At 62.2% G+C, this 20658-nt stretch carries 18 protein-coding genes and 1 riboswitch; of the genes, 10 read left to right on the forward strand and 8 right to left on the reverse strand.

Annotated elements, in window-relative coordinates; all coding sequences use genetic code 11:
• Positions 1-3: 3 nt before the first annotated feature.
• Both FHU29_RS20510 and FHU29_RS20515 read left to right on the forward strand, forming a co-directional pair.
• Positions 4-885 (forward strand): bifunctional methylenetetrahydrofolate dehydrogenase/methenyltetrahydrofolate cyclohydrolase, encoded by an 882-nt coding sequence (locus FHU29_RS20510; protein ID WP_183377633.1) that lies wholly within the window; start codon positions 4-6, stop codon positions 883-885.
• Positions 886-888: 3 nt separating this feature from the next.
• On the forward strand, positions 889-1191 hold the full coding sequence (locus FHU29_RS20515) for a DUF3017 domain-containing protein (protein WP_064438298.1): 303 nt from the start codon (positions 889-891) through the stop codon (positions 1189-1191).
• Here the strand turns inward: FHU29_RS20515 and FHU29_RS20520 are convergent.
• The 3 genes from FHU29_RS20520 to FHU29_RS20530 are packed head-to-tail and all read right to left on the reverse strand — an operon-like array spanning position 1188 to position 4414.
• Positions 1188-1874 (reverse strand): hypothetical protein, encoded by a 687-nt coding sequence (locus tag FHU29_RS20520; protein ID WP_183377634.1) that lies wholly within the window; start codon positions 1872-1874, stop codon positions 1188-1190. The genes FHU29_RS20515 and FHU29_RS20520 overlap by 4 nt on opposite strands.
• 54 nt (positions 1875-1928) lie before the next feature.
• Entirely contained in the window at positions 1929-3074 is a 1146-nt protein-coding gene (gene metX / locus FHU29_RS20525) for a homoserine O-acetyltransferase MetX (RefSeq protein WP_083962049.1), read from the reverse strand.
• A gap of 44 nt (positions 3075-3118) precedes the next feature.
• Complete coding sequence (locus tag FHU29_RS20530; protein WP_064438296.1) at positions 3119-4414, reverse strand: bifunctional o-acetylhomoserine/o-acetylserine sulfhydrylase; 1296 nt, start codon at positions 4412-4414, stop codon at positions 3119-3121.
• A gap of 186 nt (positions 4415-4600) precedes the next feature.
• A riboswitch (SAM riboswitch) is annotated at positions 4601-4713 on the reverse strand.
• A 291-nt stretch (positions 4714-5004) separates the two neighbouring features.
• Between FHU29_RS20530 and FHU29_RS20535 the strand changes: the two genes are divergently transcribed.
• Positions 5005-6228, forward strand: a complete 1224-nt coding sequence (locus FHU29_RS20535; RefSeq protein ID WP_064438295.1) for an NADP-dependent isocitrate dehydrogenase — start codon at positions 5005-5007, stop codon at positions 6226-6228.
• A gap of 164 nt (positions 6229-6392) precedes the next feature.
• The gene (locus tag FHU29_RS20540; RefSeq protein ID WP_064438294.1) at positions 6393-7616 is read left to right on the forward strand and encodes an MFS transporter; all 1224 of its coding nucleotides are present in this window, start codon (positions 6393-6395) and stop codon (positions 7614-7616) included.
• Positions 7617-7640: 24 nt separating this feature from the next.
• On the opposite strand, the gene FHU29_RS20545 is transcribed toward FHU29_RS20540, so the two are convergent.
• The gene (locus FHU29_RS20545) at positions 7641-10091 is read right to left on the reverse strand and encodes a lysylphosphatidylglycerol synthase transmembrane domain-containing protein (protein ID WP_064438659.1); all 2451 of its coding nucleotides are present in this window, start codon (positions 10089-10091) and stop codon (positions 7641-7643) included.
• A gap of 114 nt (positions 10092-10205) precedes the next feature.
• Between FHU29_RS20545 and FHU29_RS20550 the strand changes: the two genes are divergently transcribed.
• From FHU29_RS20550 to FHU29_RS20560, 3 genes are read left to right on the forward strand one after another with little or no spacing between them, the layout of a single operon-like run.
• The gene (locus tag FHU29_RS20550) at positions 10206-11018 is read left to right on the forward strand and encodes an exodeoxyribonuclease III (RefSeq protein WP_064438293.1); all 813 of its coding nucleotides are present in this window, start codon (positions 10206-10208) and stop codon (positions 11016-11018) included.
• A 29-nt stretch (positions 11019-11047) separates the two neighbouring features.
• Positions 11048-12085 (forward strand): tryptophan--tRNA ligase, encoded by a 1038-nt coding sequence (gene trpS / locus FHU29_RS20555; RefSeq protein ID WP_064438292.1) that lies wholly within the window; start codon positions 11048-11050, stop codon positions 12083-12085.
• Between the two features lie 5 nt (positions 12086-12090).
• Entirely contained in the window at positions 12091-13116 is a 1026-nt protein-coding gene (locus tag FHU29_RS20560) for a YhjD/YihY/BrkB family envelope integrity protein (RefSeq protein WP_083962089.1), read from the forward strand.
• 9 nt (positions 13117-13125) lie between these two features.
• On the opposite strand, the gene FHU29_RS20565 is transcribed toward FHU29_RS20560, so the two are convergent.
• Positions 13126-14433 (reverse strand): D-alanyl-D-alanine carboxypeptidase family protein, encoded by a 1308-nt coding sequence (locus FHU29_RS20565; RefSeq protein ID WP_232322828.1) that lies wholly within the window; start codon positions 14431-14433, stop codon positions 13126-13128.
• A 182-nt stretch (positions 14434-14615) separates the two neighbouring features.
• Here FHU29_RS20565 and FHU29_RS20570 point away from each other — a divergent pair, with 182 nt between their 5' ends.
• From FHU29_RS20570 to FHU29_RS20580, 3 genes are all read left to right on the forward strand, one after another.
• Complete coding sequence (locus FHU29_RS20570; protein WP_064438289.1) at positions 14616-14840, forward strand: hypothetical protein; 225 nt, start codon at positions 14616-14618, stop codon at positions 14838-14840.
• 8 nt (positions 14841-14848) lie between these two features.
• Entirely contained in the window at positions 14849-16177 is a 1329-nt protein-coding gene (locus tag FHU29_RS20575) for a hypothetical protein (RefSeq protein WP_157094848.1), read from the forward strand.
• Positions 16178-16363: 186 nt separating this feature from the next.
• Entirely contained in the window at positions 16364-17554 is a 1191-nt protein-coding gene (locus tag FHU29_RS20580) for a TetR/AcrR family transcriptional regulator (protein ID WP_064438287.1), read from the forward strand.
• A gap of 5 nt (positions 17555-17559) precedes the next feature.
• Here the strand turns inward: FHU29_RS20580 and FHU29_RS20585 are convergent, their stop codons facing one another.
• The 3 genes from FHU29_RS20585 to FHU29_RS20595 form a co-directional block, all read right to left on the reverse strand.
• Entirely contained in the window at positions 17560-18603 is a 1044-nt protein-coding gene (locus FHU29_RS20585; RefSeq protein WP_064438286.1) for a Gfo/Idh/MocA family oxidoreductase, read from the reverse strand.
• Between the two features lie 26 nt (positions 18604-18629).
• Positions 18630-19022, reverse strand: a complete 393-nt coding sequence (locus FHU29_RS20590) for a tautomerase family protein (protein WP_064438285.1) — start codon at positions 19020-19022, stop codon at positions 18630-18632.
• Positions 19023-19138: 116 nt separating this feature from the next.
• Positions 19139-20647: a CoA-acylating methylmalonate-semialdehyde dehydrogenase gene (locus FHU29_RS20595; protein ID WP_064438284.1), complete on the reverse strand. Its 1509-nt coding sequence runs from the start codon at positions 20645-20647 to the stop codon at positions 19139-19141.
• Between the last annotated feature and the right edge of the window lie 11 nt (positions 20648-20658).

The raw sequence follows: 20658 nt of genomic DNA on the forward strand, positions 1-20658 counted from the left end.
TCCGTGACGGCAACGATTCTTGATGGCAAGGCAACCCGCGACGAGATCTTCGCTGATCTTAAGAAGCGGGTTGATGCACTTAAGGAAAGCGGGATTCAGCCCGGGCTCGGAACGGTCCTGGTCGGCGATGATCCCGGATCGGCGGCATACGTGCGGGGAAAGCACGCCGACTGTGCTCGAGTGGGCGTCGCCTCCATCAGGCGTGACTTACCCGCTGACATCAGTCAGGACGAGCTGAATGCCGTTATTGACGATCTGAACGCCGACCCAGCATGCACCGGTTACATTGTCCAACTGCCACTGCCCAAGCACCTGGACGAGAATGCTGCGCTGGAACGTGTAGATCCCGAAAAGGACGCCGACGGGCTGCATCCGATCAACCTCGGCCGCCTCGTCCTCGGAAAAGAAGCTCCACTGCCCTGCACTCCTCGGGGCATTGTGCACCTGCTGCGCCGCTACGAGGTGGCCATCGCGGGTGCTCACGCGGTGGTCGTCGGTCGCGGTGTCACCGTCGGGCGACCGATCGGTCTGCTCCTGACACGCCGCTCGGAAAATGCCACAGTGACGCTGTGCCACACCGGCACCCGCGATCTTGCAGCTGAAGTGCGTCGTGCCGATATCGTCATCGCCGCTGCAGGCGTTCCGGGGATCATCACCGAAGACATGGTCAAGCCCGGAGCCGCTGTGCTCGATGTGGGTGTCAGCCGGGTGGATGGGAAACTCGCCGGTGACGTCGCGCCGGAGGTATGGGATGTCGCCGGTTTCGTTTCACCTAATCCCGGCGGTGTCGGTCCCCTGACCCGAGCATTCCTCGTCACAAACGTCGTCGAGCGAGCCGAGCAAGCAGCGGCAGAGCTTGCTTCTACAGGCGCACACTCCGGGTAATCGATGGTGCAGCGCGCGTTCTCCCGTGATCGTATGCGGACGGTGATGGCTCATATTCCCTTGGCGATCATTGCCGCTTTCCTGCTACTTGCGCTGATCCTCGTCGTCAGCGACCGGTGGCGCCGGGGCGCGTTCGTTGTGGGGATCGCGACACTTCTCGCCGCCTGGTTCCGTCTGATCCTCCCCGAGGTGCAAGCGGGGTTGCTGGCGGTCCGCAGCCGCCCATTCGACGTCGGCGCGCTCGCACTTATGGGCGGAACGATCGTATGGCTTACGCTCTCGATCGATCCGCTCGGTACCGGTTAAGGCGCGTCAGGCAGATCGGCTTCCGTCGCGGCGGCCGGGGGAGCATCCTTCGTGGAACTGCGGCGCCTCATTCCCGGTATGCGGGGTGCCGTGGGGATACGTTCGACAAGATCGGACAATGGTCCAACAGCGGTAGCGAGTTTGGCGGCTGAACGGTCGATGCCGGCAATGGGCTCCTGTAGCGACTGGATAGTCGGACCGACCTCGCCCAGCGTCACCGAGACTTCCATGAAGCGGTCGATAAGGCCGCCGTCCTGGACGACCTGGTCGAGCACACCGCCCGGTTCCAGGAGACGGTCGAGTGCGCCACCTTCATCGAGTAACCGGTCGATGTAACCGTCCTTCGCAAGAAGGCGTTCCAGTGGGCCCTCTTTCTTGATGAGGCGGTCAACTGGCCCATCAGGCTCCATCATCCGGTCCAAGAATCCGCCGCGCTCGAGGAGCCGGTCGAGCGCACCACCCTTGGCGAGCAGTCTGTCGAGGGGGCCGTCGGTGTCGAGCGCCTTGTCAACCGTGCCGCCCGGGGCCAGTGCCTTGCCCAGTGGCCGGTCCTCGGACACCGCGGAGGCCAGGGTCTTTCCGGCAACAAACAGTCCGGAGAAGCCTCCGAACCGTCCTTTGCCCCACTTCTTTCTCCGGCGCGCGCCATCAGGATTGCTCACAGGCCCCTCATTGGACGACATGCTCGGATGTTAGCAATCGCGAGACGCTGCGGCAGAACGACAGCCGAAGTTGTGCTAACCGATAGTTTTCCGCGCGAGGTCCATGGTGTCGCTCAGCAGCACGGAGATGCCATCGAAGTCCGTGAGGAACCCATCATGACCCTTGTCTGTGTTGAGGACGCGCAACTCGTTGCAACCGAGCAGGTGCGCAGCCAACTCCTCCTGCAGCCGCAGCGGGTACAGGCGATCCGAGGTAATCCCGCCCACGATGGTCGGCGTGGGGCAGCCGGCGAGTGCCTTCTGGATGCCGCCCCGGCCGCGACCAACGTCATGGCTGCTGAGTGAGTCGCTGAGGATCACATAGCTGCCCGCGTCGAATCGGCGCACCAGCTTGCCGGCCTGGTGATCGAGGTAGCTCTGAATTGAGAACGTGCCACCGTTGAACGGTTCCACCCCATCCTGTGGGGAGTTACCGAACCGCTCGTCGAGTTCTTCTTCACCGCGGTACGACAGGTGCGCGATGCGCCGCGCGACACCCAGGCCATGCTCAGGCTCGCGTCCGGTCCCGTAATAGTCGCCGCCCTGCCAGTGCGGATCGGTCTTGATCGCGAGAATCTGGGCTGACTGTGTACCGATCTGGTCCGCAGTTGCACGCGCTCCGACAGCAAGAACCAGGGCGGTAGCGACACGGTCGGGATAGCTCACTTCCCACTCGAGTGCGCGCGCGCCGCCCATCGATCCGCCGAGAACGGACGCGAACCGCTCGATCCCCAGCAGATTTGCGAGCTGCAGTTCCGCGTTGACCTGGTCACGGATCGTGACAGCCGGGAACCGTGAGCCCCACGGTTTCCCGTCTGGTGCCAGCGAACCGGGGCCAGTGCTGCCGCGGCACCCTCCCACTGAGTTGGCGGACAGCACACACCACTCATTCGTATCGACGGCAGCGCCCGGGCCGATGAGGCCATCCCACCATCCAGGACTGAGGTGCTCGTCATCTGCGGGGCCGGTGACGTGTGAGTCTCCCGTCAGCGCATGCAGCGCGAGGATGACGTTGTCACCCTTCGGGGAGACTTCGCCCCACCGCTGCAGTGCGAGGGTGACATCAGGCAGCAGCGCGCCATTCTCCATGCGGAGCGAGCCGATGTCGACGTAACCGAGAGTGCCATCCGGCTCAGGCCACAGCGCAGGATCGGGTGCGCGCCACCGGGAGGGGGCGCGCACTGTCCGCTGCGTGTGCGGCCAGGGACGGTGAACAGGACTTACTGTCAAGACGCCGCCGCTTCGAATCCGCGTGCCAGGTCAGCCACGATGTCGTCAATCCCTTCGATTCCCACAGCCAGGCGGACCAGGCCTGGAGTAACGCCCGCAGCCAGCTGTTCCTCTGGGGTCAGCTGAGAATGTGTCGTCGACGCTGGGTGGATGACAAGGGATCGCACATCACCGATGTTAGCGACGTGACTGTGCAGCTCTAAAGCGTTGACGAACTTCTTGCCCGCATCAATGCCCCCAGCCAGCTCAAACGACAGCACCGCACCGGCCCCGCGGGGGGCGAGTTCCTGGGCACGGTTGTGCCATGGCGAGCTAGGCAGCCCTGCATAGTAGACCGCCGTGACATCGTCGCGGGAGGCCAGATACTCCGCCACAGCTTGTGTGTTCTGCACATGTCGTTCAATGCGCAGGCTCAGGGTTTCTATTCCTTGGCCGATGAGGAAAGCGTTAAAAGGTGAGATTGCCGCGCCGATATCGCGAAGCAGCGTCAGCCGCGCTTTCAGTGCGTATGCGGGCGGCCCGAGCTCGCTGTAAACAACTCCGTGGTAGCTCGGGTCCGGAGTTGTGAAGCCCGGAAAGCGGCCTGATGACCAGTCGAATGTACCGCCGTCGACGATGACACCCGCGACAGAAGTGCCGTGGCCGCCGAGGTATTTCGTCGCCGAGTGAACGACGATGTCAGCGCCATGCGTGAACGGCTGGATCAGGTACGGGGTGGCAACCGTGTTGTCGACGATCAGCGGTACACCATGCTCATGCGCGACAGCGGAGACCCCCGGAATATCGAGGATCTGGCCGCCAGGGTTGGAGATGGTTTCAGCGAAGAACGCTTTGGTGTTGTCCCGGACGGCGGCACGCCAATCGTCGAGGTTGTCCTGATCTTCGATGAAGCTGACTTCGATGCCGAGCTTCGGCAGAGTGTAGTGAAACAGGTTGTAGGTGCCGCCATAGAGGCGTGGACTAGTCACAATGTGGTCCCCGGCCTCAGCGATATTGAGGATCGCGTAGGTTTCGGCGGCCTGGCCGGAAGCGACGAGCAGTGCTGCGACGCCGCCCTCGAGCGCAGCGACCCGCTGCTCAATGACATCCTGCGTCGGGTTGATGATGCGGGTATAGATGTTGCCTGGCTCAGCAAGGCTGAACAGCGCGGCAGCGTGATCGGTGTCGCGGAAGCTATACGACGTGGTCTGGTAAATCGGCAGCGCACGTGCGCCAGTGGTTGGATCAGGAACCTGTCCGGCGTGGACCTGCTTTGTCTCGAAGGTCCACGCGGGCTGGGAAGTGTCGCTCATGAGGAATTCTCTCCTGGGTTTTCGCGCGACGGAGCGGGGGCAGGCAGCCGGCCTGCTCTGAAGTCAGAGGTCTGTCGTCGCACGGCACAACGGGCAGGGCGATGGGGAGGCCAAAGTGGCCTAGCGACATCGGCTCATGGTGGACCTCCGTAGGGCTTTCTTCCCGGTTACCGGGTCCGCCCAGCGGACCCGCGCTTGCTATCCGTCCTGCGGACAACCCGGTCATCACCCGGGGCACCCCACCGCGGTTGGAGGGTTGCCGGCCAGCAAGCCGGGGCTACACGCTGGCGCTCATGACCTGACGTAGATAGTAGCGTTTCTCTCTCGCCATTGCCTACCACGTGGTGTGGACTGGGCGTCGCTGCCTCGCCCGCATTGGTGTGCTGCCGCTAGGCTAAATGGGGATACGCGGGTACCACGCACTATGCAGTACGCTTGTCATATTTAGGTGGGGCGGCACGCAGGCCGCCCTCGCGATATAGGTTTGAACCCGATGAACCGTGATGCCGGAATTCGCACCGGATGCACCCACAAGGTGCAAGCGGAGCGACTGAACCCGGGAACACTGCCTAGGAGGACGCGAAGCACCCATGTCCAAGATCAAGGTTGAGGGCACCGTCGTAGAACTAGATGGCGACGAAATGACCCGTATCATCTGGCAGTTCATCAAGGATAAATTGATCCATCCTTACCTGGATGTGAACCTTGAGTATTACGACCTGGGCATGGAAAACCGCGACGCCACCGATGACCAGGTAACGGTCGACGCTGCGAACGCCATTAAGAAACACGGTGCGGGTGTCAAATGCGCCACCATCACCCCAGATGAAGCTCGCGTTGAAGAGTTTGGCCTGAAAAAGATGTGGCGTTCGCCGAACGGCACCATCCGCAACATCCTTGGGGGCACGATTTTCCGTGCCCCCATCATTATTTCCAACATTCCCCGCCTCGTGCCGGGCTGGACGAAACCGGTTGTTGTCGGCCGCCACGCATTTGGTGACCAGTACCGCGCCACCGATTTCAAAGTGCATCAGGCTGGCACCGTCACACTCACCTTTACGCCAGAGGATGGCAGCGAGCCGATTCAGCATGAAGTAGTGAAGATGCCCGAGGACGGCGGCGTCATCTTAGGTATGTACAACTTCAAGAAGTCGATCCAGGACTTCGCCCGAGCCTCGCTCGCTTACGGATTGCAGCAGAACTACCCGGTATACCTGTCGACCAAGAACACCATCCTCAAGGCGTACGACGGGATGTTCAAAGACGAGTTCCAGCGCGTGTACGAAGAGGAATTCAAGTCAGAGTTCGATGCGGCCGGACTTACGTACGAACACCGGCTGATCGACGACATGGTGGCGTCTGCCCTGAAATGGGAGGGGGGCTACGTCTGGGCGTGCAAGAACTACGATGGCGACGTCCAGTCCGATACGGTCGCTCAGGGCTACGGTTCGCTCGGGCTGATGACGTCGGTGCTGATGACACCCGATGGCAAAACGGTCGAAGCAGAGGCCGCCCACGGGACGGTTACGCGTCACTTCCGGATGCATCAGCAAGGTAAGCCCACCTCGACCAACCCCATCGCGTCAATCTTCGCGTGGACGCGTGGCCTCGAGCATCGCGGCAAACTCGACAACACCCCAGCCGTGGTGGAATTCGCACACAAACTCGAGGATGTCGTCATCAAGACCGTGGAAAGCGGCCAGATGACGAAAGATCTTGCGGTGCTAGTCGGGGGAGACCAGGGCTACCTGAGTACGGAGGAGTTCCTCGGCGCGCTCGACGACAACTTGCAAGCCGCCGTCAAAGACATCTGAACTAGCCGCTAGCCGCCGTTTCGTCTGAAGCGCCCAATACTAGCGGTAATTCACGTCACAACACGCACCGCAGCGGTATGCCCTGCGGTGCGTGTGCTGTTCGCACTAGAGGTGCCGGCCCCCGGCGTCTGGCCTGTCCACCTCACAACCGCTCAGGAATGCCCGTGACTTCAGTGGCGAGTTCGTCCGCTCCAGCCAACGGACCTCTACGGATACGACGGCAATCGCTGTGGCGAAAACCCGCCGTGGTCGCGATGATGCTCGGCTCCTTCGGCATCGGGACGACCGAATTCGTTGCGATGGGCCTGCTGCCGGAGATAGCGAACGGAATCGGCGTCACGGAACCCTCCGCAGGGCACACGATCAGCGCATACGCGTTCGGAGTTGTGGTCGGTGCGCCACTGATTGCGATCGGTGCAGCCAGAGTTGCGCGGCGGCTACTCCTGATCACGCTGATGGTGGCGTTCACCGTAGGCAATGTCGCCACGGTGCTCGCACCCACCTATGAGGCACTGCTGGTTGCGCGATTCCTGGCAGGGCTGCCGCACGGTGCCTACTTCGGTGTAGCGGCGCTAGTCGCAGCGGAACTTGCGGGGCCAGGTATGCGTGCACGCGCAGTGGCTCAAGTGATGCTCGGGCTGAGTCTGGCCAACGTCGCGGGCGTTCCGGTAGCGACTGCTTTGGGACAGCATTTCGGCTGGCGCAGCGCCTTCGCCCTCGTCGCGGCAATTGGTGTGCTCACTGTCTTCGCTCTGCAGCGACTCGTTCCCGATGTGCCGCTCCCGCACGGGTCGAGCCCTCTCAAAGAATTTGCTGGATTCCGCAATATTCAGATCTGGCTGACGTTGCTCACCGGAATCGTTGGATTCGGCGGCATGTTCGCGATCTACACCTACATCAGTTCGACGGTCCAGGACGAAGCGGGGATTCCCCGCGCGCTCGTGCCCCTGGTGCTGATGCTCTACGGTGCCGGGATGGTCATCGGCAACCTCTTCGGCGGAATGATTGCCGACCGTAGCCTCAAAGCTGGCCTCTTCGGTCTTTTCGTGGGTCTTTCCGTGCTGCTCGCGCTGTTCACCGTGACGGCTGGCAGCCCACTGCTCGCGGTGCTCAACCTTGTGCTCATCGCGATCTTCGGGGCTGCGCTGGTTCCGGGCCTGCAGACACGACTGATGGACGTCGCGAAGGACGCTCAGACGCTCGCGGCGACCGCCAATCACTCGGCACTCAATATCGCGAATGGTGTGGGAGCGATGCTCGGCGGTCTGGTCATTGGCGCAGGCTACGGATACAGGGCACCCGCTGCTGTCGGTGCCGTGCTCGCCGCACTCGGTGTCGTGGTATTCGCCGTTGCTGTGCTGATCGAACGCAGGGGTGTTCAGCGCTAAGGGAAGACGATGGCTGGAATGCGGCTAGATCATGTCCTTTGCCCCGAGCCAGCGCAACGTGGGCCAGCCAAGTGCGACAGGCAGCCACGTAGTCAGAACCCGATACAACAACACCGCGGGCACGGCTGTCGCCGCCGGCACTCCGAATGCAACCAGCCCACCGATGAGTACTGCCTCCACAGCGCCCACACCACCAGGGGTAGGCGCCGCCGATGCGAGCGTGCCGCCAATCATTGTCACTACCGTGACACTGACAAACGTCGTGCCACCTCCGAATGCCTCAATACTTGCCCATAGCGCCAGCGCCATCCCTAGTGTCGTCATCGCACAACCCAGCAAAATGATGGAGAAACGCTGCGGATCCCGCGCTAAATCGCCCAACTCACGAGCGACATCGCGTAGCTGAGGGAGAATCGAGTGGCCCAGCCAGCGACGCAATGCAGGCACTAGCATTGACACTCCAAAGATTCCCAGCGCAATACCGACGACGAGATATACCACTGTCGGGTCGGGAACAATCTGGCTGATCTGAGCAGTAGTACCCGCGACGAACGCGAAGAACACCAGCAAACCAACATGTGTAATTACCTGCACCGACTGCTGCAATGTCACCGCAGCGGTCGCATGGACGACGCCCAAGCCACCCTTCTGCAGAAAGCGCACGCTCAACGCAAGTCCGCCCACCCCCGCTGGTGTCGTTGTCGCCGCAAAGGTATTCGCCAACTGCATGATGGTGAGATTGCGGAAGCTCACGACACCATTGGCGCATGCCCATAGAGCCGCCGCGGCGCCCACGTACGTAAGTGCGGAAATGGCGAGGCCAAGCAGTGCCCACGTCCAATTTACTGTACGGAGGCGATCATAAAATGTCGGAACGGCACTGATAAATGGATATGCGACGTATACCAACGCAATCAGGAGCGCCAATTGGATCAATTGGTTTCGCGTGAATCTGGTTACCTGCTCAGGCTTGATCCGGTCCGCACCGGTCTGCCGCAGCACTTCTTCACGGGCCGCCACCAGAACCGAACCGCAGTCGGGCACAGAACGTCGCAATCGCGCCGGAATCGCTGCCCGTGTCAGGCGTCCCGATGCGGCGAGCACCTCATCCTCACCCATCGCTTCGACGGCGTGCCGGACCGCGGTTTCCTGTCCGAACAATGCAGTCGTAGTGAGCAGTAGCTGCGCGATATCGGAGAGCAGTTGGGGACGTGGGGCGCCGTATTCCGCTGCACCGAAACCGCCGAATAACACGGCCCCTTGATAGGTCCGGATCTGATCAGCACGAAGATCGCCGTGCGAGATTTGGTGCGCATGCAATGCGCGTAGCGATTGCCACACATTTCGTGCCGCGACTTCACCATCGGAGGACTGGATAGGTCTGCCACGGGCTGGGGTCCGGGCATACAATACCCAACCGCGGTCGAGCGCCGACACCAGCAGCGGCCGACTGCTCGCAAGGCCAACATCGTCGACGACGAGACTGATCAGTGCGCGATGCTCCGTTGCTCGTCGCATTGAAGCATGCAGTGGCGCGCTTTCATTCTCGCGCAACGACAGCCAGCGCCAATACTGGCGTAGCGCGCGGTTGCTTCGCTGGCTGGGGCCGTAGAGTTCGACAATCACGTCGGCATCGCGCGTGAACTCGTTGGCAGCGTCCCCTGAGGCGGGCGCAGCGGGCGCCGGTGAGTCCCCGGCTGGGGAGGCATTCAAAGTTGTCCCAGTTGCGGAAAGGATTAGTGGACCCGCTCCGGCCGGACGCAGAACCGTGAACAGTTCCGTCTTATGTCCCTGCCGCATCAGTTCCCGAGCCGCTGTTCTCAAAGGAACTTCTAGGGCGGGTGTCCCCACGATCAGGACAGTCAGCGAGCCGACGCACCAGCCCACGGCGAGCCCTAGCACCGACCTGGCCGGTAAGACGGTACTCGCTACCAAGTGAATCGGAATGAAGGCCAGCAGTAGGCCCCACCACCAGCGTCGCCACAGTTTGGGCAGCCACGGACCTGACACCGTCAAGACTGCCGCAAGGCCCGCTATCCATCGTGAATCGATCAAGAACTGGGAGAGGAACGAGTCCAGCTGGGCCGCGCTCTCGAACGTCAGGCCCGATGCCGTCAGGCCTTCGGGTGTGATGGACAACAGCAGCCCCGCGACTGTGCCAGCTACGAAGAAGGCGGCGACCAGTCGCCATTGCAAGCCTGCGAGTACCCCGATGAGGATCGCGAAGGGCAATGCCATGATCACAAGCCCGTACAGCAAAAAGACTAGGTTTGCTTGTGCTGGCGTGAGTACACCGACAATTCCGGAAACCGACTCTTCGAGTGCGTGCCACTCGCCACGGGTGACCTCAGAACCGGCGACAACGGCACCAAGAACCGTCAATGAGGCGCCCACGCGGATGAGATCGGTGGTGCGGCTTGCCCGTGGCTGCAGCAAGCTTCCTGAAACGGGGATTTCTTGCCCTTCGACGCGCATCGCAAGCTCTTTCACACCGGTTCGCAGTCGCGTTGACGACCCGACGACAACATAGCGCGTCCGGTGACGCGGAGGACTTTCGGATCATTCTTTGCTCCGCTAGCGTGCCAAGGCGTGTCAAGTGCATCGAGCCTCACCGTCTCTACAGTCAACGTCAACGGCGTCCGGGCCGCGGCCAAGAAAGGCATGCTCGCGTGGCTGCACAGCAGTGCGGCTGATGTGGTGTGCCTGCAGGAGACACGCGCAGATGACGAGCAGCTCGCGAAAGCGCTCGCCCCCGTCCTCGACGAGGGGTGGCACCTGAGTGCCGCTTCCTCCGCAGTCAAGGGCCGTAACGGAGTGGCAGTGCTCACGCGTACCGCGCCGGCCGCGGTACGCGTCGGCTTCGGTGATGATGAGTTCTCCGAGGCTGGCCGGTACATCGAGGTTGACATCGAGTACAGCGGCGGTCCGCTCACTGTGGCGAGCCTCTATCTGCCGTCTGGCGACGTGGGTACTCCACGCCAGGACGAGAAGGACCGGTTCCTGAAGTCATTCGGTGACTACCTGGGCAGCATCGCTAACCGGCCGCAGATAATCTGCGGCGATTTCAACATTGCGCACACCGAGGCGGACATCAAGAACTGGCGCGGAAACCTCAAGTCTTCGGGCTTTCTCCCGCATGAGCGGGAATGGCTCAACGGACTCATCGGCGATGGTCAAGCATGGGCTGACGTCATTCGTGTCCTTAACCCCGGCGCAGAAGGCCCATACACCTGGTGGTCCTACCGGGGAAAGGCGTTCGACAACGATGCGGGATGGCGGATCGACTATCACATCACCTCCCGCGTCCTTGCCGGTCGCGCATCCGGTGCCCGCGTTGAGCGGGCCCCGACGTATGATGCGCGGTGGTCCGACCATGCGCCCGTGACGGTGCGATACGCCTGATCGCTACTAGTTCAGAAAGAACACTCATCATGTCGTCAGCGTCTCCCCAGCCATCCTCGACCGGTAGGTCACGCGTCCTTTCGGGTATCCAGCCCACCGCGGACTCGTTCCATCTCGGCAATTACCTCGGTGCGCTGAAGAACTGGGTGGAGATGCAGGACGACTACGACGCCTTCTACTTCATCCCTGACATGCATGCCATCACCGTCCAGCACGACCCTGTCGCGCTTCGGGCGCGAACGAGGAACGCAGCGGCTCAGCTGCTCGCAGTTGGGATTGACCCGCACCGATCGACAATCTTCGCGCAGAGTCAAGTGCCCGAGCACGCCCAGCTCGCATGGGTGCTGATGTGCCTGACTGGTTTCGGCGAGGCAAGCCGAATGACCCAATTCAAAGACAAGTCAGCGAAACAGGGTGCTGAGCATGCAAGTGTCGGACTCTTCACGTATCCGATGCTGATGGCTGCCGACATTCTGCTCTACCAGGCTGAGTATGTGCCGGTGGGTGAGGACCAGCGCCAGCACCTAGAGCTCACCCGAGATCTTGCGCAGCGCTTCAACACTCGCTTTGGCGAGGCCTTTGTGGTGCCAAAGCCGTTCATCACGAAGGAATCAGCGAAAATCTACGACCTGCAGGACCCGCGGGCGAAAATGAGTAAGTCAGGCCCGAGCCCGGCTGGTCTCATCAATCTTCTCGACGAACCCAAGGTGTCGGCAAAGAAGATTCGTTCCGCAGTGACCGACGCGGACCGTGAAATTCGTTACGCCCCTGACGAAAAGCCAGGTGTGTCGAATCTTCTCGTCATCAACTCTGTACTTTCCGGGCGTTCAGTCGCCGAACTCGAACAGTATTTCGCCGGAAAGGGATACGGTGACCTCAAGGTCGACACCGCCGAGGTGCTCACCGAGTTCGTGGTACCGCTCAGAAAGCGGGTCGACGAGTACCTCGACGATCCCGCCGAACTGGACCGGGCCCTCGATATCGGCGCGCAGCGAGCACGATCGGTAGCGTCAGACACCCTGGCAGCTGTGTACGACAAGATCGGATTTCTCCCACCGAAGGGGTGACCGCATTGGCGGACAAGCCGAGTTTTCTCGATAAGCAACGCGCGAAATACCCGTGGTTCGACCATTTGATGCGGGCGGTAACGCGGTTTACCGGGCAGCACGGTGACTATTACGCCGCGGGAATCACGTATTTCAGCGTTTTCGCGCTGGCGCCGCTGATGCTGGTTGGCTTCGCGGTCGCCGGTTTCGTACTTGCCCGGAACCAGGAACTGCTTTTGGAGATTCAGGTTTCGATCGAAGAGGAACTCCCAGGTGGTTTTGGTCAGCAGATTGGGGACCTGCTTGAGAGCGCGGTCGAGCAGCGCGGTACCGCGCTCAGTTTCGGGCTGATTCTCGCGCTCTATGCGGGCCTGGGCTGGATCGCCAACCTGCGTAAGGCACTGACGATGCAGTGGGGTGCTCAGCCGCCGAAGCTCAACTTCATCAAAACCAAGATCTACGACCTTGGTGTGATGGGGGGATTGTTCCTCGCGATCGGAGTTTCTCTCGGCCTGACGGCCCTGAGCGGGCCGCAACTGATGGGGGTCATTCTCGAGCCGCTTGGGCTCGATGACGCGCCTGGGGTCGGGGTGGCGGCAAGGCTGGTGTCATTCGTCCTCGCCGTTGTGGCAACATGGCTCGTCTTCACGTGGGTTATCGCCAAGCTGCCGCGGTATCCGGTCGCGACACGCAGCGCGGTCAAGGCGGCGCTGGGCATGGCGATCTTCTTCGAGATCTTCAAGCAGGTCGGCCAGGCTTACCTGACGAGCGTGATGGACAACCCAGCTGGTGCCGTCTTCGGACCGATCATCGGTATTCTCGTGTTCATCTTCATCACCGCGCGCGCATTGCTCTTCTTCACCGCCTGGGCGGCGACGTCGGCAGACAGCATGGAAATGGCTCCGGTGGAGCCTCCCGACCCTGCGATCATCAACACCCCGGTCGTGGTCAGAGAAGGAAACGCGGTGGCCGCTGGAATTGCGGCATTCGGGATTGGCGCAGTGACTGTGCTGGGACTGTCTTCGGTGCTCCGTAAGGACCGTCGGCCGTAGGTCGCCGCCCTAATCGGTGCGGCGCCCGACGCGGAAGGCGCCGTAGAGCAGTGCTGCGACAACGAGCGCGCCCAGTGAACCCACCACAACGCGCTGCCCCATCGAGGGGCTCTCGGCAGACGGATCGCTGACGGGTACCGCGGATGGCGGCAGCGCCTGCGCTAAGGACTCGTCCACGGGCTCGGCTTCGTCGATGCTGGTTCGAGCGTCGAGTGTGCCCACGGTGCTGTCCCCGGCAATACCGAAGCCATAGTCGAATAAGTCCGCCACCTGCTGCCAGACTGGCTTTGGTTCGTTTTCTGCCATCATGACGGACACAATTAGCCGACGGCCATCACGCTCAGCTGCACCCACATAGGTTTGCCGGGCGGAGTTCGTGAAGCCGTTCTTCCCGCCGATTGAGTCTGGATACATCCAGTTCACGACGTTGTCATTCCCCATCGCGAAGCCGGGCCGATCGAAGTCGCCCGGCGTCGCCGGGTCCGCGGGGTACCCCGGGAAGTCGATATGCGGGGTCTGCAGGTAGTCCACGAAAACCGGATTCTCCATCGCTGCGCGGAAAATCACCGCGAGATCGTAGGCGGAGGAGGACATGCCAGGCCCGTCCAGACCGGACGGCGTCGCAGCGCGGGTGTCAAGCGCGCCCAATTCAGCCGCGTACTCATTCATCTTGCGCAGCGTTTCATCGACGCCGCCAAGCTGCTGCGCTATGGCATTTGCCGCGTCGTTGCCGGACGCCATCACCAGGGCCTTCATCAGGAGCTCGTTCGTGTACTCACCGCCGGGGCCGATCCCAGCTCGGCTGCCCTCGATGTTTGCGTCCTCGATAGTGCCGATGATTGTCCGGCCGAGGTCGATTTCGTCAAAAGCAACAAGCGCGAGCAGTGTCTTGATCGTGCTCGCAGGACGGTGACGCCCGTGCGGGTCCTTCGCTGCGAGGACGTCTCCCGTGTCGAGATCGGCGACGAGCCAGCTCGCTGCTGAGATCTCTTCAGGGGGCTCGGGGACGCCCGGCGCCAGAACGAGTTCGCAATCCGCGAGTCGCGGCCCGCCAACGGGGGTGTCTGGTATCGGCAGTGGCGTGGGCGCTGATCGGCCTGGTTGTGGTTCCTCGGACGAATCGACTGGCGGCGGCGGCGTAACCCGAACTGGGCAGTCTGACGTATCCGGGGTTGTGAGAGGCGCGGGCGAAGTCGTGGGCGAGGGTTGTGGAGGCTCGATTTGCTGGGCGGCTGCGGGGGTCATGCCGAGTCCGGCAGCGGCAACGGTGGCGACTGCCCCAAAGGCGGCGAATCGGACTTTCCCTGGCATGCTCATCGAGTTGGCAGCGTATGCGAACAATCTGAATGTACCAACCTGAACCGCCGAAGTACGCGTCGGAAGATGTTTGCCGCTTGCGCAACCACCCCCAAAGCGGTCTAGTGTGTATTAACTTATTGCCGCGGCGGATTGCGGGCATCAACCAGGTCACAGGAGCGCATGCTCCGGGGAGAGGGCGTATGACTCACTCAAGTGGGGTAATTCAGCAGTTGGCGGACGAACTTGGCGGTGGCGTACCTGCCGGGGCGGCTCATCTCGACCGCGCATCGCAGGAGAAGCTCGTGCGCCTGATCCAAGACGCAAAGCGCCGACAGGGAGCTGCCCTGAGGCAGGCCGCTGATGACGGGTTCGATTCTTTGCCTATGCTGCTGCGCCGTCCGGTCAAAAAGATCCTGGGACGGTAGGCCCCGTTATGAACGAACAACTTATGGTGCGCGCTGAGCTGGACAAACTTGCCAATACCCTGGGCGTCTCCGTTCAGGAAGTCGGCTTTTTGGGTGACATCTCACCCGCCGATCTCCGCGAGCTGCGCGAACGGGTGACTGCGTCGCTCTTCAGTTCGGGCGCGGACGCGCTCCGTGCGCTGGCGAAAGCGAGCAAGCTGTTGCCAGCGGGAACTGTAGCGTCGATTGCGCAGCGGTCTTTCGGCCCAATGTTGTGTGCGCGGGCGGCGGGCTTCATGGACGTCAGCAGGGCGATCGACGTTGCGCAAAAGCTTCCGGTTCCGTTCCTGGCGGAACTGTGCATCCACCTCGATCCGGCACGCGCAGAAGCCGTCATACGCGCAATTCCCGATCAGATTGCGTGCGAAGTTGCCGACAAGCTACTTGCGATGCGTGAATTCATCACCCTCGGCAGGTTCGTCGGCTACGTGCGGGAAACAGTGATCACCGCGGTGATTCGGAGCGCGGACCCGGTGGCGCTCCTGCACGTCGCTTTCTATGTCGAGGCGCAGGAACGGTTCGACTCGATTGCCGATGCCCTGTCCGATGACGAGATCGGGTCAATCATCCGTGCGGCCGCAGGGCGTGCGGATGTGGTCGATAGCGATCTCTGGGTACAGGCGCTGAGTCTCCTTGACTCTGTCAGTGCTGATCGTCAGCGCAGACTTGCCGATATTGCGGTCGCGCAGCCCGCTGACGTGCTGGATTCGATGATCACAACAGTGCACGCGGCAAGTATGTACGACGCTCTGCTGCCCCTCGTCACCATCATGAGTGACGAGAGCAAGGTGCGACTGGCCGCGATTCCCGCGTTGCATGACAGTGACCGGCTGCATGCGATAGTGCAGGCCACAGCGGTGCACGAGATGTGGACGGAACTGCTGCCACTGGTCGAGGCGGTGCCTGAATCCGCGAAACGCGAAGTCGCGCTCGCTGCGAGCGGTCTGCCTAAGGCAGCGATGGTCCACGCGATCGTGGCTGCTCGCGAGAGTCATCAGTGGCCCGTGCTTCTCACGCTCGCGGAATACATGCCCGAACCCGAACGAGCACAGCTCATCGCACTTCTCGCGGACATTGACCTCAGCATCGTCGAGTCGTTCGTGGACGCCGCGCTCACCACCGAAGTGGTCGAGCGTGCGCTTGCGCTGCTCAACCAGGTGGGCGAGCCGGAACTCGCGCCGGTGGTTGCACGAATCGGCACCATCGAACCTGAAAGCAGATCGGTGTTTGTTGCGCGAGCGACAGAACTGGGTGTGCTGGATCGGCTGGGCATAATCGGTGATGCTTTGCGCGGCTGACGCGACAATTCGAGGAGGAATTAACATACGGGATCTCCGCACCGGTAATTGTGCTCGTCGGTCAGACAGTGACAGACTCGAACAGCCCCTGGCCTGCGAATCGGCTGCAATCGGCTCGAGCAATGGCTGGGGCGGCGGACGGTCAGTGGAAGCGCCACCAGGCCTAGATGCTCGAGCAGAGGACGAATGTCGATCAGCGACTCAACGGGGCTTGTCCCGCGGAAGCGGCCACGCGATCGTAAGAAAACGATCTTGAGCGCTGCCACGAGATTGTTCATCGCACGTGGTTACCACCAGGTGTCGATGGCCGACATCGCCGATTCGGTGGGTGTGACTCCGACGGCGCTGTACAGGCACTACCGCAATAAAGAGGAACTTCTCGAGCAGACCCTCCTGACCGCGGCCCGCGGTGTCCGCGACACGATAATCGCATGTGACCCGGCGCCGGAGGCAATGCTGAGGACCCTTGCGAAAGTCGCGTTGAGCGCGCGAGGCGTGCACCCCTTGCTCCGCCGAGAAGTGCGCCATCTGCATCCTTCGCAACAGCGCGCCATCGCTGAAGCAGTCGTGTCGAGCGTCCTTGCCCTCAGCCGTACGGTACGCGCGATGCGCCCCGAGCTCGCGGCCAGCCATGCGCGATTCCTCGCCTGGTGCATCGCGTGGATGATGGGGAGCATCTCCTATCACCGCGTCGACATCCCAGATTCGGAATGTGAACAACTGCTCACCGAAATCGCGCGCGACGTCGTCAACGCCCTGCCGGTCACTGAGCCCTACCCGTTGCTGATCGCCGAAGGCGATGCCGAGCGACTCGCCGAAGCCGACGCAAGCGGTGTGCGAAGCGAGGAACTCATCGCTGCGGCAACACGGCTGTTCGCAGAGCAGGGCTATGCGGGGACCACGATCGAAGACGTCGCCGCGCGTGCGGGCATGGTGGGTCCGAGCATCTACCACTACTTCCCGCGCAAGTCCGATCTGCTCAAAGTCGTTCTCGACCGGTGCGCCCGGTGGATCGACGGGTACACGTCCCGGGCAGTCAGCGAGAGTGGAGCGCCGGATGACACTGTGCGCTCAATCATGCGCTACTACGCCGAGTTCAGCGTCGCCCACCCTGGCCTGATCGCTGTAGCAGCTACCGAGCCCATGCATCTCGCCCGCGAGGGGAAGGCGAGCCGCAGCCGCGACATCCAGCGCGACGGGGTGACATCGTGGGCGACTCTGCTGCAGTACTCAAAGGCAGGGATGACGCGTGCCGAGGCGCGGCTGCGAGTGATCGCGGCCACGACGGTCGTCAACAATTCCGTCCTGCGCCGACCATTCGGCGCTGGACGCGCTGATGACCTGACCGCCGTGGGGCTCCGCATCCTCGGCGTCTGAGCTGCCTACCCGAGTGGGCCGTATTCGGTGCCGCCTTCCACGTGCTGCGGATTGAGCTTCACCGTCGCGCCAGTCTTCCAGGCACGTGCAGCGGCCTGAGCGATGTCGAACGCAGCGAGCGCGTCGAGGCCGGTGCAGCGCGGTTGTTCGCCACTCTGGACGCACTGCGCGAACGCTTCGAGCTCAGCCTGGTAGGCGTAGGGGTAGCGCTGTTCGAAGTCCTCCACCAACGGCACCGAGGCCGTCCCAGGTGTACGCCACTCGTAGCCGTACCGGCGCGGATTATCGATGCGGAGCGTCGCTTTCGAGCCGACAACCTCCGTGGAGCATTCGTAGCCATAACCGGCGGCCCGGCTGTTATCGATGATTCCGAGCGCGCCGTTCTCGAACCTGACGATCACGACTGCGGTATCGACATCGCCGATCGCGGCAAACCCGGCTGGATCACTGAGGGAACTGCCGTGAGCGCTGACTTCCACGATCTCGCCAGCGATCCAGCGCGCGGTGTCGAGATCATGGATGGTGACATCCACGAAGAAGCCTCCTGATCCCGCAAGAAACTCGGCTTTCGGCGCGATCATGTCGCGCAGCGACGTGCGGAACATGAACACCTCACCGAGCTCGCCGTTCTGGATGCGCTCGACGCCAGCCACCCAGTCCGGATCGAACCGGCGGTGAAAGCCGACTTGGAACTGGATTCCGGCGCGCTTCACCGCGTCGAGAACGTCCACTGTTGCGCCGCGGTCAAGCGAGATCGGCTTCTCCGAGAAGACATGCTTGCCCGCCCTGGCCGCGGCGATGGTCAGCGGTGCGTGGGTGCCGGTGGGCGTCGCGATAGCGATCGCATCGAGATCTGGATTCTCGAGCAGGTCGTCGTACCGAGTAGTCCATGGCACGCCGTACAGTTCACCAACCTCGCGCGCGACGTCTTCGCGCACGTCGAACACCGCTGCTAACTGAGCTGAGGGGCAGCGGCCCGCGAGATTGGTGAGGTGGATGCGGCCCATCCGGCCCAGGCCGGCGAGCGCGATGGCAGTCTTCTTGCTCATGTGTGCTTCCTTGGAGCTGAAATGGTTCAGAGACGACCGGTGAGGAACTGTGCCTCACCATCGCCGAAGGACCAGTCGGCGCGCGTGTTCTCTGTAATCGACACCACGAGATCACTGGGCGCTAAGCCGGTTTGTGTTTCGAGTTTCGCCGCTAGTTCCCGGTACATGGCTACTTTTTGATCCTGTGTACGGCCTTGCTGCGTCACCTGGATGATGACTACGTCATCGGTGCGCTCAAACCCCAGGCCAGTGTCTTCGGCGATGATCTGGCCAAGCTTGTGCTCGGTGATGATCTGATAGCGGTCACGATCCGGCGCGGCGAACGTATCGAGCATTACCTGCTGCACAACGTCGGCGAGTGTCCGCAGCTCAACGGCGTCACGTCGGCCTTCGATGACATCGATGCGGACTAGCGGCACGGTGCGCTCCTTGTGATTCTCGAGTTCACACCCTTGGCGGCACGTTCACACTGGTCGTAGCCAGTGTGTTTGTGCCGCAAAGGGCGTGAACCAGGGTCGGGTAGGGCCAGGGTCGGTTAGTGGTGCGACTGCGGGAAGCCCAGGTTGAGGCCCCCGTGGCTCGGGTCGAGCCACCGCTCGGTGATGACCTTGCCGCGGGTGAAGAAGTGGATGCCTTCCGCACCATGTGCGTGGGTGTCACCGAACAGCGATGACTTCCAGCCACCAAAGCTGTAGTACGCCATGGGAACCGGAATCGGGACGTTGATGCCGACCATGCCGACTTCGACTTCGTTCTGGAACCGGCGTGCTGCGCCACCGTCGTTGGTGAAGATTGCGGTGCCGTTGCCGTACTGGTTCGAGTTGACGAGTTCAAGAGCCTCGTCGTAGCTGTCCACGCGCAGAACCGAGAGGACCGGGCCGAAAATTTCGTCCGTGTACACCGACATATCCGGCGTGACGTTGTCAATCACGGTGGGGCCAAGCCAGAAACCGTTCTCACCGCCATCGGGCTGTACCTGGCGGCCATCCAGGGCAATCGTTGCGCCCTCAGCTTCACCTGCGTCGACGTACGAGGCGACCTTGTCGCGGTGCTGTTTGGTGACCAGCGGCCCCATGTCACAGCCCTTGGTGCCGTCACCGGTTGTGATGGTCCTGGCGCGCTCGTTGATCTTCGCCACGAGTTCATCGCCGACGCCACCGACCGCCACGAGTGCGGAAATGGCCATGCAGCGCTCACCTGCTGAACCGAAGCCCGCGTTGACGGCGGCGTCGGCAGCCAAGTCGAGGTCGGCGTCGGGGAGGACAACCATGTGGTTCTTCGCCCCACCGAGAGCCTGCACACGCTTTCCGTGCGCGGTGCCCGTGTTGTACACGTACTGAGCGATCGGGGTGGAGCCGACAAACGAGATTGCCTTGATGCCGGAGTTGGTAAGAAGTTCGTCAACCGCAGTTTTGTCACCCTGGAGAACGTTGAAGACACCGGCGGGCAGCCCCGCCTCCGCCCACAATTCAGCCATCCAGATGGCAGCCGAGGGATCCTTTTCGGACGGCTTCAGGACAACCGTGTTGCCCGTGGCGATAGCGATGGGGAAAAACCACATCGGCACCATCGCGGGAAAGTTGAACGGACTGATCGCGGCCACCGGGCCGATGGGCTGACGGATCGAGAACACGTCAACCTTGGTGGAGGCGTTCTCCGTCATGCCGCCCTTGAGCAGATGCGGGATGCCGCAAGCGAACTCGACAACTTCCTGGCCACGCGTGACCTCACCGAGCGCGTCGTCCAGAACCTTGCCGTGTTCGGAGGTGATGATCTTCGCGAGTTCGGGCTTGCGCTCATTCAGAAGTTCGCGGAACTTGAAGAGAATCTGGACGCGCTTGGCGAGCGACGTATCGCGCCAGGCAGGGAATGCGGCCGCAGCGGCGTCGATAGCAGCCCGAGTGTCCTCGACGCTAGCGAGTGCAACCTGACCGGTGACTTCACCGGTCGCGGGATTGGTTACCGGTGCGGTTTTCGTGCTGGTGCCGACGAAGGATTTTCCGTCGACCCAGTGGGAGATGAGCTTGGTTTCGGTCGTGGCCATGGTGGTGCTTC

The sequence above is a fragment of the Hoyosella altamirensis genome (assembly GCF_014191505.1).
GTDB lineage: Bacteria > Actinomycetota > Actinomycetes > Mycobacteriales > Mycobacteriaceae > Hoyosella > Hoyosella altamirensis.

What these genes read in the sequence shown, in the direction of transcription:
- FHU29_RS20515 (WP_064438298.1), top strand. Translation starts at nt 889, where the DNA reads ATGGTGCAGCGCGCGTTCTCCCGTGATCGTATGCGGACGGTGATGGCT.
- FHU29_RS20520 (WP_183377634.1), bottom strand. Translation starts at nt 1,874, where the DNA reads ATGTCGTCCAATGAGGGGCCTGTGAGCAATCCTGATGGCGCGCGCCGG.
- FHU29_RS20530 (WP_064438296.1), bottom strand. Translation starts at nt 4,414, where the DNA reads ATGAGCGACACTTCCCAGCCCGCGTGGACCTTCGAGACAAAGCAGGTC.
- FHU29_RS20535 (WP_064438295.1), top strand. Translation starts at nt 5,005, where the DNA reads ATGTCCAAGATCAAGGTTGAGGGCACCGTCGTAGAACTAGATGGCGAC.
- FHU29_RS20545 (WP_064438659.1), bottom strand. Translation starts at nt 10,091, where the DNA reads ATGCGCGTCGAAGGGCAAGAAATCCCCGTTTCAGGAAGCTTGCTGCAG.
- trpS (WP_064438292.1), top strand. Translation starts at nt 11,048, where the DNA reads ATGTCGTCAGCGTCTCCCCAGCCATCCTCGACCGGTAGGTCACGCGTC.
- FHU29_RS20565 (WP_232322828.1), bottom strand. Translation starts at nt 14,433, where the DNA reads ATGAGCATGCCAGGGAAAGTCCGATTCGCCGCCTTTGGGGCAGTCGCC.
- FHU29_RS20570 (WP_064438289.1), top strand. Translation starts at nt 14,616, where the DNA reads ATGACTCACTCAAGTGGGGTAATTCAGCAGTTGGCGGACGAACTTGGC.
- FHU29_RS20575 (WP_157094848.1), top strand. Translation starts at nt 14,849, where the DNA reads ATGAACGAACAACTTATGGTGCGCGCTGAGCTGGACAAACTTGCCAAT.
- FHU29_RS20580 (WP_064438287.1), top strand. Translation starts at nt 16,364, where the DNA reads ATGTCGATCAGCGACTCAACGGGGCTTGTCCCGCGGAAGCGGCCACGC.
- FHU29_RS20585 (WP_064438286.1), bottom strand. Translation starts at nt 18,603, where the DNA reads ATGAGCAAGAAGACTGCCATCGCGCTCGCCGGCCTGGGCCGGATGGGC.
- FHU29_RS20595 (WP_064438284.1), bottom strand. Translation starts at nt 20,647, where the DNA reads ATGGCCACGACCGAAACCAAGCTCATCTCCCACTGGGTCGACGGAAAA.